Origin of the sequence: Streptomyces sp. NPDC101160 (assembly GCF_044768205.1) — a bacterium.
Lineage (GTDB): Bacteria > Actinomycetota > Actinomycetes > Streptomycetales > Streptomycetaceae > Streptomyces.
In genome coordinates this window covers 553149-568190 of the sequence record NZ_JBIWPJ010000002.1, presented here as the reverse complement: position 1 = coordinate 568190, position 15042 = coordinate 553149, and the positions used below count along the sequence as shown (strand labels likewise).

10 protein-coding genes and 1 tRNA gene are annotated in these 15042 nt (G+C 71.2%); 4 read left to right on the top strand and 7 right to left on the bottom strand.

What is annotated here, in order from left to right; translation table 11 throughout:
- Position 1: 1 nt before the first annotated feature.
- Genes ACIRSU_RS08095 through ACIRSU_RS08085 form a run of 3 tightly spaced genes read right to left on the bottom strand, consistent with a single transcriptional unit; the run spans position 2 to position 3146 of the window.
- Positions 2–871 (bottom strand): carbohydrate ABC transporter permease, encoded by an 870-nt coding sequence (locus ACIRSU_RS08095; protein ID WP_403789883.1) that lies wholly within the window; start codon positions 869–871, stop codon positions 2–4.
- Positions 868–1854 (bottom strand): carbohydrate ABC transporter permease, encoded by a 987-nt coding sequence (locus ACIRSU_RS08090; protein ID WP_403789882.1) that lies wholly within the window; start codon positions 1852–1854, stop codon positions 868–870. The genes ACIRSU_RS08095 and ACIRSU_RS08090 overlap by 4 nt, the downstream gene beginning before the upstream one ends.
- Positions 1855–1889: 35 nt before the next feature.
- Positions 1890–3146, bottom strand: a complete 1257-nt coding sequence (locus ACIRSU_RS08085; protein WP_403789881.1) for an extracellular solute-binding protein — start codon at positions 3144–3146, stop codon at positions 1890–1892.
- Between the two features lie 286 nt (positions 3147–3432).
- On the opposite strand from ACIRSU_RS08085, the gene ACIRSU_RS08080 reads away from it, so the two are divergent.
- Complete coding sequence (locus ACIRSU_RS08080) at positions 3433–3909, top strand: ATP-binding protein (protein ID WP_403789880.1); 477 nt, start codon at positions 3433–3435, stop codon at positions 3907–3909.
- A gap of 21 nt (positions 3910–3930) precedes the next feature.
- Here the strand turns inward: ACIRSU_RS08080 and ACIRSU_RS08075 are convergent, their stop codons facing one another.
- A complete protein-coding gene (locus tag ACIRSU_RS08075; protein WP_403789879.1) occupies positions 3931–4584 on the bottom strand; it encodes a TetR family transcriptional regulator in 654 nt (217 codons plus the stop codon).
- A gap of 183 nt (positions 4585–4767) precedes the next feature.
- On the opposite strand from ACIRSU_RS08075, the gene ACIRSU_RS08070 reads away from it, so the two are divergent.
- The 3 genes from ACIRSU_RS08070 (at position 4768) to ACIRSU_RS08060 (ending at position 12012) form a co-directional block, all read left to right on the top strand.
- Entirely contained in the window at positions 4768–6765 is a 1998-nt protein-coding gene (locus tag ACIRSU_RS08070) for a ricin-type beta-trefoil lectin domain protein (protein ID WP_403789878.1), read from the top strand.
- Positions 6766–6994: 229 nt separating this feature from the next.
- Positions 6995–9571, top strand: coding sequence for a SpoIIE family protein phosphatase (locus ACIRSU_RS08065; RefSeq protein ID WP_403789877.1), 2577 nt, complete (start codon positions 6995–6997; stop codon positions 9569–9571).
- Positions 9572–9771: 200 nt separating this feature from the next.
- Complete coding sequence (locus tag ACIRSU_RS08060; protein WP_403789876.1) at positions 9772–12012, top strand: sulfatase-like hydrolase/transferase; 2241 nt, start codon at positions 9772–9774, stop codon at positions 12010–12012.
- Between the two features lie 89 nt (positions 12013–12101).
- Here ACIRSU_RS08060 and ACIRSU_RS08055 read toward each other — a convergent pair whose 3' ends face one another.
- The 3 genes from ACIRSU_RS08055 to ACIRSU_RS08045 all read right to left on the bottom strand — a co-directional run bounded on the left by ACIRSU_RS08055 (position 12102) and on the right by ACIRSU_RS08045 (position 14971).
- Positions 12102–13001: a formylglycine-generating enzyme family protein gene (locus tag ACIRSU_RS08055; RefSeq protein ID WP_403789875.1), complete on the bottom strand. Its 900-nt coding sequence runs from the start codon at positions 12999–13001 to the stop codon at positions 12102–12104.
- 79 nt (positions 13002–13080) lie between these two features.
- Positions 13081–14493, bottom strand: coding sequence for a sulfatase (locus ACIRSU_RS08050; RefSeq protein WP_403789874.1), 1413 nt, complete (start codon positions 14491–14493; stop codon positions 13081–13083).
- A gap of 404 nt (positions 14494–14897) precedes the next feature.
- Positions 14898–14971: transfer RNA gene (locus tag ACIRSU_RS08045), tRNA-Pro, on the bottom strand.
- Positions 14972–15042: the final 71 nt, after the last annotated feature.

Genomic DNA, 15042 nt, shown 5'->3' with positions numbered 1-15042 from the left:
GCTACTTGACCGAGCCGGCCGTCAGTCCGGACACCACATGGCGCTCGATGACCGCGAACAGCGCGACCACGGGCACGATGGCCACCAGCGACGCGGCGAACACCTGGTTCCACTGCACGCTGTAGGCGCCGATCATGTTGTTGATGCCGACGGTGAGCGGCTGCCGCTCGGGCGAGGTGGTGAGCGTCAGGCCCATGATGAACTCGTTCCACGCCGCGATGAAGGTGAAGATCACGGCGGTGACGATGCCCGGCATGGCCAGCGGCAGGGTCACCCGGAACAGCGCGCGGGCCCGGCCGCAGCCGTCCACCATCGCGGCCTCCTCCAGCTCGACGGGGATCGAGCCGATGTAGGCGCTGATGATCCAGACGGCGAAGGCGAGGTTGAAGGCCGCGTTGGCCACCATCAGCACGGTCGTCGTGTCCAGCAGGCCGAGCGCGTGGAACTCCCGGTAGAGGCCCACCTGCAGGGCGGTCGGCTGGAACATCTGCGTGACGAGCACGAGGAGCAGGAAGGCGTTGCGCCCGCGGAAACGGACGCGCGCCGTGTAGTAGGCGGCAGGGAGCGCCACGAGCAGGACGAGGAGCGTCGAACCGCCCGCGATCAGCAGCGTGTTGGACAGGTTCCGGCCGAGCGTGGTCGCGCTCCAGACGCTGGTGAACGCGGACCAGTCGAAGTGCGAGGGCAGATAGCCGTTGTCGCGCAGCTCGCCTGCCGGGCGCCCGGCCGTGATCACCATGTCGGCGTACGGCAGCAGGAAGAGCGCCGCCAGCGCCCAGGCCGTGACGGTGAGCAGCACGGTCTTCGTGCGAGGGCGGGAGCGGGGATGGGGTTGGGGACGGTTACCGGGGTGAAGGGCCGAGGTGGTCATCGGTCCGTCTCCTTCCAGCCGCTGACCTTGAGGAAGACCAGGACCATGACGATGACGGCGGCGAAGTTGACCACCGAAAGGGCGGCCGACTCGGCCACGTCGTAACTGCGCAGCATGTACATGAAGACCGTGGTGGTGGCGGTGTCGGCGTTGGGGCCGCCCTGGGTCATGCCCCAGATGACGGGGAACGAGTTGAAGACGTTGATCAGGTTGATCACCAGGGCGACCAGGAACGCCGGCCGCAGCAGGGGCAGCGTGATCCGGAGGTACGTCTGAAGGCGTGAGGCGCCGTCGACGCGGGCCGCCTCGTACACCTCGCCGGGCACGGTCTGGAGCCCGGCGAGCAGCGTGTACGTGGTGAACGGCAGCGACACGAAGACGGCCACCGCGATCAGCCACGGCTTGGCGTGCGTGGCGTCGCCGGTCCACGCCTCGGCCGAGTCGATCAGCCCGAGGTCGAGCAGGACCCGGTTGAGGACGCCCGCGACCTGGTCCAGCATCCAGCGGAAGCCGATGGCGGTCATCAGGACGGATGCCGCCCAGGGGGCGACGAGCGCCCAGCGGGTGATCCGGCGGCCGGGGAAGCGCTGGTTGAACAGCTGGGCCAGGCCCAGCGACAGCAGCATCGTCAGCGCGACGACGGCGACCGTCCACACGGCCGTCCAGGTCAGCACGTCGGCGATCCGGGGGTCGGCGAACAGCTTGCGGTACTTGTCGAGTCCGGCCGGACCGAGGTCCGTGCCCGAGGTGTCGATCCGCCGCAGCGAGGTGCGGACCATCTCGACGACCGGCCAGACGACCACGGCGAGGATGAGCACGACGGCGGGCGCGATCCAGGGCAGGGCGCCCAGGCGCCGGAACCAGGAGCGGGGCCGGGGCCCGGCCGGCCGGTCAGGGTTTCGCCGGCCGGGCCCCGGGGCTGCCGACCGGCGGGCCGCGTGGGCCCGCCGGTCGGCGGTACGGGGAGAGGTGCTGGTGGACACGTGCGTTCTCGTTTCGGACATGCCGCTCCGGTCCGTCACCGGCCCGCCTGCTCGGCCGCCTGCTGCAGGGCGTCGAGGGTCTTCTGCGGGTCGTCGAGCGCGCTGCCGACCTGGGTCTTTATCTGGGCGGAGACGCCCGGCCAGGTCGGGTCGCTGAGCGGGTAGAAGGTCGCGGTGGGCAGGATGTCGAGGAAGGGCGCGAGGTCCTTGACGGCCGGGTCGGCCGCGAGGGCCGTGCGCGCCGACTGGGTCACGGGCAGCAGGTTGTAGGTCCTGGCGAACCTGACCGTGTTCTCCTTGCCGTACGCGAAGTCGAGGAACGCCTTGATCTGGTCCCTGTGGCCGCCCTTCTTGAAGGCCATCATCCAGTCGGCGACGCCGAGGGTGCTGCGGCTCTTCGCGGTCGCGCCGGGCATCGCGGTCCAGGTGACGTCCAGGCCCTTGAGCTCGGCGAGCTGACCGGGGAAGCCGTTGAGCATGCCGACCTTGCCGGAGGCGAAGTTCTTGGTGAGGTCGGTGCGGTTGACCGCGGCCGGGCTCTTCTCGGTGAGGCCCGCGTCGACCCACTTCTTCAGCTGGGTGAACGTCTCCACGTTCGCGGGCGAGTTGATCTCGTACTTCCCGCCGGTGCCCTGGTAGCCGCCGCCGTTGCCCATCATCCAAATGAACGCCTCGGCCTGGGCCTCCTCCTTGCCCAGCGGGACGCCGAGCGGCACCTCGACGCCGGCCTTCTTCAGGGCGGCCGCGTCGGCGGTGACCTCGGCCCAGGTCTGCGGCGGCTTCTTCGGGTCGAGCCCGGCCTTGCGGAACAGGGCGTTGTTGATGAGGAACATCCGCGCGCTGGAGACGAACGGGATGCCGTACGCGGTGCCGTCCTGGCGGCCGGCGTCGGCCATGGCGGGGATGAGGTCCCCCTCGGTGCCGACCGAGAGCACGTCCGAGGCGGGGTACAGCAAGCCGCTCTTGGCGAAGTCGGCGTAGCCGCCGGTCTGGAGGACGTCCGGCTGGTTCCCGTTCTGGACCATGGTCTTGACCTGGGCGTCGATGTCGTTCCAGTTGATGACCCGGAGGTCGACCTTGATCTTCGGGTTCTTCTTCTCGAACGCCTTGATGACGTCCTGCCAGTACGCCTGGCTCGAGTTGTCCCCGTTGGAGCCGTAGTCCGCCGCGACGAACGAGATCGTGGTGACCCCGTCGGGGCCGGTCGCGGAACCGGAACCGCCTCCACAGGCCGAGAGCAGGAGCGAGCCGACGACGGCGGCGGTGGACAGGGGGAAGAGACGTCGCTTCATGGCAACTACCGCCTGATTCACGAAGAGAGGTTGGCGCGCGAAACTGAGCAGGTTGGCGCGTAACGCTCAACTTAGAGCATCAATTGCGCTCCATGTCACCCGCACACCCGGCTCAGTTATCCACTCGTGACCGCCGGGGCGCGGCCCAGGCCCCCTCCGCGGGGCTGACCGGAGCCACGGGCGCCACAAAAACCTAGACATCCAAAGTTTTCGTGCTTACCGTGGCACAACCGGCACATTTCGAGCCGCCACGCGCCCCGTCCCCCCAGGCGCAGAGGAGCCCCCCATGTTCATGACCACCCACGACACCCCGCTCAGGCACGACGAACGTCAGGCCCTGTGCGTGATGCCCGCGACCGTCGACGCGGTCCCACCGCTGCGGCGCTTCGTCCAGGAGGCGGCACGCCGCTGGAAACTGGGCGCCGAGGTCGACGAGGCGCTCGGGGTGATCGTGACCGAGCTCGCCGCGAACGTGGTCCGGCACAGCGGCAGCCGGGACGTGGCCGTGCTCCTGACGACCACCGGCCGCTCGCTCACGCTCCAGGTCCAGGACACCGGCAGGTGGCGCCGCCGGCGCCCCCGGCTGCCGGGTGACGAGGCCACCGCTTGCTGCGGCCGCGGTCTGTCGCTCGTCCGCGCGTACGCGGTGGAATGCGCGATCGTGCGGACGGCACGCGGCACGCGGGTGGCCGTGACCCTCGCCGCCGGCGCGGCGGTCGAGCAGGGACCGCCGGAGGCGGACCGAGGCGCTGTCCGGCCCTGATCCGCCGGGAGCGGACGCGGACTACGACGCCGTGGTGTCCTCGGCGCCGGGAGCGGGAGGAGCGGGGGGCCGCTCACGCTCTCCGGCCAGCGCCGCCAGGAGCACCTCCCGCAGCCGGCCGATGTCCCCGGCCATGTCGATCGTCGGCTCCAGCAGCCACTGGAGCTGGATGCCGTCCGTCGCGGCCAGCAGGATCCTGGCGGCCCAGTCGGCGTCGACGTCCGCCGCCGGCCCGTCCGAGCCGTGCGCCGGCGACGGGCCGGCGGCGAGCAGTGCCGCGATCTGCAGCCTCAGGCCGCGGTACCGCTCCGTGAAGAAGGCGTGCCCGGGGTGGTCGGGGTCGGCGGAGGCCGCGGCGATGTCCAGGAACAGCTTGACGAGCCCGGGTGTGGCGGCGTTCTGGGCGAGCAGCTCGGTCCGCCACAGCACGGTCTCCGGGCTGTAGGCCTCGGACGCCGCCGTGTCGCGGGCCTCGACCACCGCCGTGAGCAGCGACTCGCGACTCCCGAAGTGGTGCAGGACGCCCGCGTCGGTCATCCCCACCCGCTGGGCGATGTCCCGTACGGACACACCCCGGCTGCCGGCCTCGGCGTAGGCGGCCAGCGCCGCGTCGAGGATCACCTGCCGCTTGGCGGCGGTCTTGGCGTACGGGCCCCGGGGTCGTCGTGTGCTCATCCGAGCAATCTAGCCGCCAGAGCGCGCCCGGAAGGCGCTCGCGCCCGGTGCTGCCGCCGCGCCTTCTTCCCACACCTTGACGACGCGCCTCGCCACCCTCGAAGCTTTGCGCACCAGTGATTGAAGTTGAGCGTTAACGACCTACTTAACGCATCTTCAGTCATCAAGGGAAGGACCCCCCTCGTGCCCAAGCGCATCCCCCGTCGGACCCCACCGGTCCTGCTGAGCACCGCTCTTCTCGTCACCGCCTCCGCGTTCGCCGCGGGCCCCGCCGTCGCCAACGACGGCGTCGGTTCCCCGGCCGCCAACTACTCCTCGGTCGCCACCCCGCAGGGGCCGCTGGCCGCCGCTCCGCCCATGGGCTTCAACAACTGGGCCCGGGCCACCTGCACACCGCAGGCCCCGCTGGACGGCTCCCCGCGGCTGAACTACTCGTTCCAGCAGTACATGCAGGACAACGCCAAGGGCCTCGCCGACGCCGGCCTCATCGCGGCCGGGTACAAGACCATCACCGTCGACGACTGCTGGATGTACCGCAACAGCTCCGGCTATCTGCACGGCGCGGCCAACTGGGGCGCCCGGACCGACGTCCGCGACACCACGAAGCAGCCGGGCTTCGACTACGAACTCACCGCATACGGCGCGTATCTGCACAGCCTCGGGGCGAAGTTCGGCATCTACGAGACCTCCGGCACCCACACCTGCTCCACCACCACGCCGACCTCGCCCAACCAGCCCAACGGCAGCGAGTACCACGAGCAGGCCGACGCCGACTCGTTCGTCTCCTGGGGCGTCGACACGCTCAAGTACGACAACTGCGGTCAGCAGGAGCCGATGCAGACGCTCGACACCCGCATGGCGAACGCCCTCGGCACGGCTGTCACCAACGCCAACAAGGCGGGCACCCCGAAGCCGAACGTGGTCTTCAACATCTCCGCCCCCGCCGCGTACGGCAACGGCTCCACCAAGTTCGGCGCGATGAACTGGGTGCGCGGTCTCGGCCAGCTCTGGCGCGTCGGCCCGGACATCTACAACGACTACGACAACGGCGCCACCGACCCCTGGAACCAGCCGCTCGGCGTGCAGTCCGGCTACAACTTCGGCGCCTACCAGAGCGTCGACAGCACCCTGGAGCTGGCCCGCTACCAGGGGCCGGGCAACTGGAACGACGCCGACATGCTGCTCATCGGCGACAACGGCATGACCACCGCCGAGGAGCGCAGCCAGATGTCGCTGTTCTCCGCGATGGCCGCGCCGCTGGTGATCTCCACCGACGCCCGCAAGTTCGAGCCCTCGTACATCGCGGCCCACCCGGCCGAGGCGGCGCACCTCAACGCCTCCGTCGGCATCCTCGGCAACTCCGAGGTCATCGCGGTCGACCAGGACCCGCTCGGCGCCGGCGGCTACCGCGTCTCGGGCGGCGGCGCCAACGCCGACGGTACCCCGGCGGCGGCCGGCGGCATCGACGTGGTCGTCAAGCCGCTGGCGGACGGCAGCCGGGCCGTGGTCGTGCTCAACAAGGGCGCGGCCGCCGCCGACTACACCCTCGACCTGGCCTCCCTGGGCTTCCACGGCGGCGGTGGCGACTACACCGTGCGCGATCTGTGGGCGCACTCCACCAGCACCTCGTCCGGGTCGGTGGCGCTCACCATCGGCTCGCACGACAGCGCGATGCTCAAGGTCACCCCGCCGGCCGGCTCCACCGCCACCCCGCGCGGCCAGATCACCGTCTCACGCGACAGCTGGGCCAAGGCCTCGCTCTGCCTGGACAACTACCAGTCCCGTACGACCGGCACCGCCGTCGACGTCTACCCCTGTTCCGGCGGCTCCAACCAGCAGTGGCAGCGCAACGCGGACGGCTCCGTCCAGCTGCTCCAGGCCGGCGCCGGCAACCTCTGCCTGACCGCCCAGAGCTCCGCCTCCGCCGGCGTGATCAACGGGAAGCAGGGCCAGTGGGTCGGCGTCAGCCCCTGCGGTTCCGCCCCCGGCTACCAGACCTGGACCTACAACCGCGACGGCAACCTGAAGCTCGCCGGCACCAACCTCTGCCTCGACGTCTACGCCGGCACCACCGCCACGCCCGGCACCCCCGTGGACGTGTACGCCTGCGGCGCCGCCCCCAACGCGATCCAGACCAACCAGACCTGGGCCGCCCCCTTCAACGCTCCGCCGGCCGCCTGACAGCGACCGGCCCCAGGGGGGTGCGGACCGGCGTCCGCACCCCCCTGCGGCGAGCGGAGACCCTGTGCGGCGGTCCCGACGCGCAGCGTGAGCACCGGAGGACCTGGCCGCGCGAAGGTGTTACAACTGGGGTTGTGAGCGCGTCCTGTCCCTCGTGTCCGCCGTGCCGGTGCGGTCGAACCTAGGCAGAAGATTCGGAAGCGTCGCCGGACAGGTCTTCGTCCTTCAGGTGGCGGTCGTGGTGCTGCTCGCCGCCGGGGCCCTGCTGGCCCTGGTGCTGCAGTCGCGGCACGACGTCGACCGCGAGGCGCGCGACCGGTCGGTCTCCGTGGCACAGACCTTCGCGAAGTCCCTGGGCCTGCAGGAGGCGCTGAAGACGCCGAACCCCTCCTCAATCCTGCAGCCTCTCGCCGAGGACACCCGCAAGGCCGCCGGGGTGGACTTCATCGTGGTGATGGACACCCACGGCATCCGCTACAGCCACCCCCAGCCCGACCTCATCGGCAAACGGTTCGTCGGCACGATCGGACCCTCGCTCGCCGGCCATGTGCACACCGAGAGTGTGCACGGGCCGCTCGGCAAGGAGATCCAGGCGATCGTGCCGGTCACCTCGCCCCAGGGCGATGTCGTCGCCCTGGTCTCGGCGGGTCTGACGGTGAAGAGCGTGACCGGCATCGCCGACCGGCAGCTGCCGGTCGTCCTCCTGTCCATCGCCGGCGGTCTGGCGCTGGCCACCATCGGCACGGCGCTGATCAGCCGAAGACTCCGCCACCAGACCCACGGGCTGGGCACCGAGGAAATGACCCGCATGTACGAGCACCACGACGCGGTGCTGCACGCCGTCCGCGAAGGGGTGCTGATCACCGACGGCGAAGGACGGCTGCTCCTGGCGAACGACGAGGCCGGACGGCTGCTCGGCCTGCCGGACGACGCCGAGGGACGCTCGGTCGACGAGGTCGGCCTGGACCACCGGATGGCGGAACTGCTGCTCTCCGGCCGGGTGGCCACCGACGAGGTGCTGGAGGCCGGAGACCGGCTGCTCGTGGTCAACCAGCGGCCCACTCACCCCGGGGGCCGCCCGCAGGGTTCGGCGGTCACCATCCGCGACTCCACCGAGATGCGGCTCCTGAGCAGCCGGGCCGAGACGGCCCGCAGGCGGCTCAAGCTCCTCTACGACGCCGGGGGCGACATCGGCACCACGCTGGACGTCGTGCGCACCGCGGAGGAACTGGCACGCGTCGCCGTTCCCCGGTTCGCGGACTTCGTCACGGTCGACCTGGCGGAGGCGGTACTGAACGGCGACGAGCCCGGCCCGGGCGCCGACATGCGGCGCACGGCGGTCGACGGCATCCGCTCCGATCACCCGCTGTATCCGCTCGGCACCCTCATCGACTTCCTGCCGTCCACGCCACAGGCCCGCGGATACGGCACGGGCGCGGCCGAACTCGTACCCGACCTCAAGAAGGCGCCGGGCTGGCACGCCCAGGACCCGCCGCGGACATCGGCGATCGTCGACTACGGGATCCACTCGCTCATCGCGGCTCCGCTCAGGGCAAGGGGCGTCGTGCTCGGCGTGGTCAACTTCTGGCGGTCGGAGAAGCCGGAACCGTTCGACGAGGACGACCTGTCCCTGGCCGAGGAGCTCGTCGGCCGCGCCGCGGTCACCATGGACAACGCCCGCCGCTACACCCGCGAACACAACCTCGCCGTGACGCTCCAGCGCAGTCTGCTGCCGCAGGACCTGCCCGAGCAGAGCGCCGTGGACGTCGCGCACTTCTACCAGCCCGCGCAGTCCGGAGTGGGCGGGGACTGGTTCGACGTGATCCCGCTGCCGGGCAGCCGCGTCGGGCTCGTCGTCGGAGACGTCGTCGGGCACGGCCTGCACGCCGCGGTCACCATGGGGCGGCTGCGGACCGCGGTGCACAACTTCTCCTCCCTCGACCTGCCGCCCGACGAACTCCTCGCCCGGCTCGACAACCTCGTCCAGGGCATGGACCGGGAAGGCGACGGCACCGTCCCCAACGGGGGCATCCTGGGGGCGACCTGCCTGTACGCCGTCTACGACCCGGTCTCCCAGAACTGCACCATGGCGCGGGCCGGGCACATGCCACCGCTCGTGGTCGCCCCGGACGGCACGACGACGATCTCGGAACTGCCGGCGGGCCCTCCGCTGGGCCTCGGCGGCATGCCTTTCGAGACGGCGGAACTGCACCTGGCGGAGGGCAGTCAGCTCGTCCTGTACACCGACGGGCTGGTCGAGGAGCGGAGCCGGGACATCACCGAGGGCGTGGAAGAGCTGCGCGCGGCGCTGAGCCACCCCGACCGGGACCCGCACGCCAGCCGCCGCGCCGTACTCGACGCCCGGCTCCCCAGTCAGCCGTCCGACGACATCGCGCTGCTCATCGCCCGGACCCGCACCCTGGGGCCCGGCCAGGTCGCCCAGTGGGACGTACCGTTCGACCCGAGCGAGGTCGGCGCCGTGCGCAGCCGCGCGGCCGAGCAGCTCGAGGAGTGGGGCCTGGAGGAACTCGTCTTCAGCACGGAACTGATCCTCAGCGAGCTCGTCACCAACGCCATCCGGTACGGCGCGGCGCCGGTCCGCGTGCGTCTCCTGCGCGATCGCACCCTGACCTGCGAGGTGTGGGACAGCAGTGGTACCGCCCCGCACCTGCGCTACGCGGCCGGCACCGACGAGGGAGGCCGCGGACTGTTCCTGGTGGCACAGATCAGCGAGCACTGGGGCACCCGTTACACGGCCGAAGGCAAGGTCATCTGGGCCGAACAGGCCCTGCCCGCCGCCGACTGACCCCTGTCGACGCCGCGCCCGCCCGAGCGTCAACCGTTCCGTCAAGTCGGTTGCTGTCACACGTTTTTCATGCTCCGTGCATGGTCCGGATGCGGCTCCCCCGCGCATGATCGGCAGGCGCCCGGCCCAGGCCCAGGCCCGGCCCGCCCGCACCCGCACCCGCACCCGCACCCGCACCCGCACCCGAGGAGCAGTCCCCCATGCCAAGTCGCCGTACCTTCCTCGCCGCATCGACCGCGGCGCTCGGTCTGCCCGCCGTCACCGCCACCGCCGCCGGGTCGGCGCAGGCGGTGTCCGCGCCGGCGGTCCCGGACACGGCGGACGGCTCCGGCACCCGGCTGCCGAACATCGTCGTCGTCCTCGCCGACGACCTCGGCTACGGCGAACTCGGCGCTTACGGCCAGAAGCTGATCACCACCCCCCGCCTGGACCGGCTCGCCACCGAGGGGCTCCGCTTCACCGATGCCTACTCCACCGCCGCCGTCTGCGCACCCTCCCGCTGCTCCCTGCTGACCGGACTCCACACCGGTCACTCCACGGTCCGCGCCAACCCTTCCTCCGGCGGCCAGGGCTCGCTCACCGCCACCGACACCACCTTCGCCCAGGTGCTCCGGGCGCGCGGCTACCGGACCGCCGTGATCGGCAAGTGGGGCTTCGGACCGGAGGCCGCCGGCCAGGACAGCCATCCGGCCGCCCGCGGCTTCGAGGAGTTCTACGGCTACATCGACCACAGCCACGCCCACCAGTACTACCCCGAGTACCTCTGGCACAACGCGGTCAAGGAGCCCATCCCCGCCAACGCCGGCGGCGCCAAGGCCGTGTACGCCCCGGACCTCCTCGAACAGCACGCCCTGGAGTTCATCGACACCCACGCGGCCGAACCGTTCCTCCTTCTGCTCACCCCGAACGTCCCGCACGCCCCCAGCGACATCCCCGACACCGGCGCCTACGCGGGCCAGAGCTGGCCGGCCGCGGACAAGGGCCACGCGGCCCAGGTCAGTTACTTCGACTCGCTGGTGGGCAAGGTGATCGACCGGCTCCGCGACCTCGGCCTGGAGCAGGACACCGTCGTCCTCGTCACCAGCGACAACGGCCCCCACGAGGAGGGCGGGGTCAACCCCGACCTGTTCGACGCCAACGGTCCGCTGCGCGGCTACAAGCGCAACCTCTACGAAGGCGGCGTACGCGTCCCCCTCATCGCCTGGGGCCCCGGCCGGGTCCGGCAGGGCACCAGCGACCGCCCCACCCCCCTGACCGACGTCCTTCCCACCCTGGCCGAGCTCGGCGGTGCCCCCGCCCCCACCGACCTGGACGGGCTCTCCGTCGCTCCCCTGCTCACGGGCAGCGCCGACTCGGCGCGCCACGGGCACCTGTACTGGTTCCGCGACGAGTCGGGGGTCACCAGCCGCGCCAACGCCCAGGACAAGAAGCGCGCCACCTGGCTCGCCGAGGCGGTCCGCCGGGAGAACTGGAAGGCCGTGCGCTTCGCCCCCGAACGCGACCACAACCTCCCCGACGACAAGTGGCAGGTGGAGCTGTACGACCTGGCATCCGATCTCGGCGAGGCCCACAACGTCATCGACAAGCACCCGGCCACGGCCACGGAGCTGGTGGCGCTGATGCGCTCCTCCTGGAAGGACAGCTATCCGCGCACGCCGTTCGGGACCGGTCTGACGCTGCCCCGCCTGGCCGTCCCCGGCCAGGCGTTCACCGTCACCGCCACCCTGGACAACGGGTCCGCACGGCCCTGGACCACCGCGGCGCTCGGCCTGCGCGCCCCGGCCGGATGGACCGTGACCTCCGCCTCCCCGACCACGGCGGAGGAACTCGCCGTCGGCGCCCGGCTCACCGCGTCCTGGCAGGTCACACCGCCTGTGGACGCCGCCCCCGCGACCGCGTGGGAGCTCACCGCGGAGGGCACCGCCCTCACCCCGGCCGGCCCGGTCCACTACCCGGCGACGGGCACCGTCCCGACCCCGCCGCCCGCCCCCACGCGCGACTCCTACCTCTCCGACCTCACCTGGATCAGCGCCACCAACGGCTGGGGGCCGGTGGAACTCGACACCTCCAACGGCAAGAACGCCGCCGGTGACGGCACGCCGATCGCCTTCGGCGGTACGACGTACCCCAAGGGTCTGGGCGTCCACGCACCCAGTGACATCGCCTACCACCTCGGCGGCAGCGCCGTACGGTTCACGTCCCTGGTCGGCATCGACGACTTCTCCGCCAAGCAGAGCACCCTCGGCGCCACCCGCGCCAAGGTCTACGGCGACGACCGCCTGCTCCTCACCACCCCCACCCTCACGGCGGCCACCGGCCCGGTCCAGGTCGACCTGGACGTGCGCGGCGTCCGCGTCCTGCGGCTGGTGGTCGAGGACGCCAACAACCGCACGTCCTTCGACCACACCTCCTGGGCCCTGGCCCGGGTCACCGTGGCCTGACCCCCCGCGCCCCCACGCCAGAGGCCGTTTCGGATCACTCCGAAACGGCCTCTTCCGCGTTGACGTGGGTATGCGGGCGACGGCCCGTACTACGCGGGACCGGCGGCCACGCGGAACCCGATGTTGCCGGTCGAGCTGTCGGGCGTGTTGGAACTTCGCGCGGCGACGCGGTAGCGGTTGCAGTAGGAGTCGTGGCAGAGGTACGAGCCTCCGCGCATCGCGCGGGACGTCTCCTCGGCGGGGTCGAACCAGTCCGCGCACCACTCCCAGACGTTGCCGACCGTGTTGTAGAGGCCGAAGCCGTTGGGCCGGAAGGAGTTCACGGGGGCGGTGGAGACGTAGCCGTCGGCACCGGTGTTGAGCACGGGGAACTCGCCCTGCCAGATATTGCACATGTGACGGCCGTCGGGCATGAGCTCGTCGCCCCACGGGTAACGGCGCTGCTCCAGGCCGCCGCGGGCCGCGTATTCCCACTCGGCCTCGGTGGGCAGGCGGGTGCCGGACCAGGCGCAGTACGCCTGGGCGTCGTGCCAGGACACATGGACGACGGGGTGGTTCTGCCGGTCGGTGACATGCGAACCCGGCCCTTCGGGGTGGCGCCAGCTGGCCCCCTCCACCGCCCGCCACCACGGGACGGCCGCCACGGGCGGGGAGACCGCGGCGACCTCGTCGGCGAGGAAGGCCCCGAAGGTGAAGGAGAAGCCGAAGCGTTCGGCCTCCGTCGTGTAGCCGGTGGCCTTGGCGAAGGTGGCGAACTGGGCATTGGTCACGGCCGTGGCCGCGATCCGGAAGGGCTCCACCGTCACTTCACGGATCGGCCCCTCGGCGTCCGCCGGGAAGCCCTCCGGGTCGTCGGTACCCATGAGGAAGCTGCCACCGGGCAGCGTGAGCAGCTGCCGGGCCACCCGGGAGGCCGGGGGCGCGGCGGGCGGCGGCGCGAGGGTGAGCGTCGGGGCATGGGCGTGGCCGGGGGTGCAGCAGTCGGACATGGCGGCTCCGTCGGGACGGTGGGCGGCCGGGCGCCCGTACCTCGCGGTCAGGGCGCCCGGCCGGCGATTGTGGTGTGGGTCAGGCCACGCGGTCGTCGGCGAGCCGGGCGGCCAGGGCGGGGATGCCGAGAGCCTGCTCGTCGGCCGGAGTGGCCTGGTAGAGCTTGTTGGTCAGCTGGTACGGGTCGTTCACCAGGTCGTAGTACTCGCGGAACGTCACCTGGCCGGTGCCGGACACCGTGCCGTTCCCGTCGGTCGTCAGGTCGTAGTACTCCGTGTACTGCTTGTCCTTGGCGACGTACGAGGACCAGGTCGGCACCCCGCCGGCGGCGGTGCCCTGCTTCCACCACTCCACCAGCAGGTGGTCGCGGCTGTAGGAGGAGAGCAGGGACCGGCCGTCCTGGGGCGCGGCCGGGGTGATGCCGGCCGCGTCGAGGATGGTCGGGGCGATGTCGATGTTCGCGACGATGCGGTTGTCCACGGTCCCCGCCCCTCGCCCGCCGGCCGGCCAGGAGAGATAGAACGGCACCTCGTGAGCGGGACGGTAGGGCACCGACTTGGCGGTCCAGCCGTGGTCGCCCCAGCTGAAGCCGTTGTCGCCGATGTAGATGACGAGGGTGTTGTCCAGCTGGCCCAGCGCCTGGAGCTTGTCCTTGAACGCCTGCACCGCGTCATCGACGGAGAGCAGCGTGCGCAGCTGTTCGGCGCGGATGGCCTGGCCGTCGGCGAGGGTGCCGGTGGCGTTCCTGACGTAGGCCGGCTTGTCGCTGCGGTCGTTCTCGGGAACCGAGGGCCGGCCGCTCCAGTCCGGGACGGGGGTGTCCGCGTACTTCGCCTCGGGGGTCCGCGGGCCGTGGGAGGCGTAGGGGGTGACGTACGCGAACCAGGGCCGGGTGTCGGTCGCGGCCTTGTCGAGGAAGTTCAGCGTGCGGTTCTTGATGATGTTGGTGGTGTAGCCGTTGATCGTCTGGACGGTGCCGTTGACGTTCCACTGGGCGTCGACGTACGCGGGCTGGAGGAGGGCGAACTCCTCGAAGTGCGGCGGGTTCTCGGCCAGCGTCCAGGAGTTGAGGTACTTGCCGAACAGGCCGGTGCGGTAGCCCGCCTGTTTGAGGTACTTCTGCACGGTGGTGCTCTGGTCGAGCGCGTACGGGGACTTGTTGTTGCGCACGCCGTGGTTGTGGGCGTGGCGGCCGGAGAACACACTCGACCGCGAGGGCGCGCACAGCGGGGTGGTGACATGGCCGTTCGTGAACTTCACGCCCTGGTCGGCGAGCCAGGCGACGGTCTTGGGCAGGGCCCATTCGGTGTGCTTCGGCTGGTCGTCGGTGACGATCAGCAGGATGTTCGGGCGGCCCGCGGCAGCGGCGGCGCCGGCTCCGGCGACCTGCGCGAGGGCGGGCACGGCGGTGGCGGCTGCCACGGCGGCGGCGCCGCCGAGAAAGCCGCGGCGGCTCACCGGGGGTCGTCTGTTCTCGCTGTTCTCGCTCATGATGTCCATTCCTCCTGGATGCGTCCGCGCATGAGGGCACGGCAGAGCGGCTTCGCGCCGCCTCTGCGGTGTGAAGGGGAAGAGACGGGAGTCAGGCGGGGGCGCCAGGTGGGGATCCCGTGGGGGGAGAGGGCGCGTTCAGCGCGCCGGGGCGACCGTACACAGGGCGCTCGCCGTACGCCTTTGGTCGACGTGGCGGCGCACCGTAAGGATGGGTGCTGCCATGGCGACGAGAGTAGGTGAAGCGGAACCGCCGTTCCATGTACGGCAGATGAAAAGGAGGGCGCCGTGATGCCCCCACCTCGGCCGCGCCGTCGAGCGCGCAAGCCGGACTGGTCCCCGAAAACGGTCAGAGGCCGTTTCGGATTGCTCCAAAACAGCCTCTGACCTGCGACTCTTTCGAGTCGGGACGACAGGATTTGAACCTGCGACCCCTTGACCCCCAGTCAAGTGCGCTACCAAGCTGCGCCACGTCCCGGTGCCCTTCCGCCCCGGGTTCGAGTCCCGCGGCGGCGTGCAAGAGAACATTACCTCACTTCACGGGGTGGA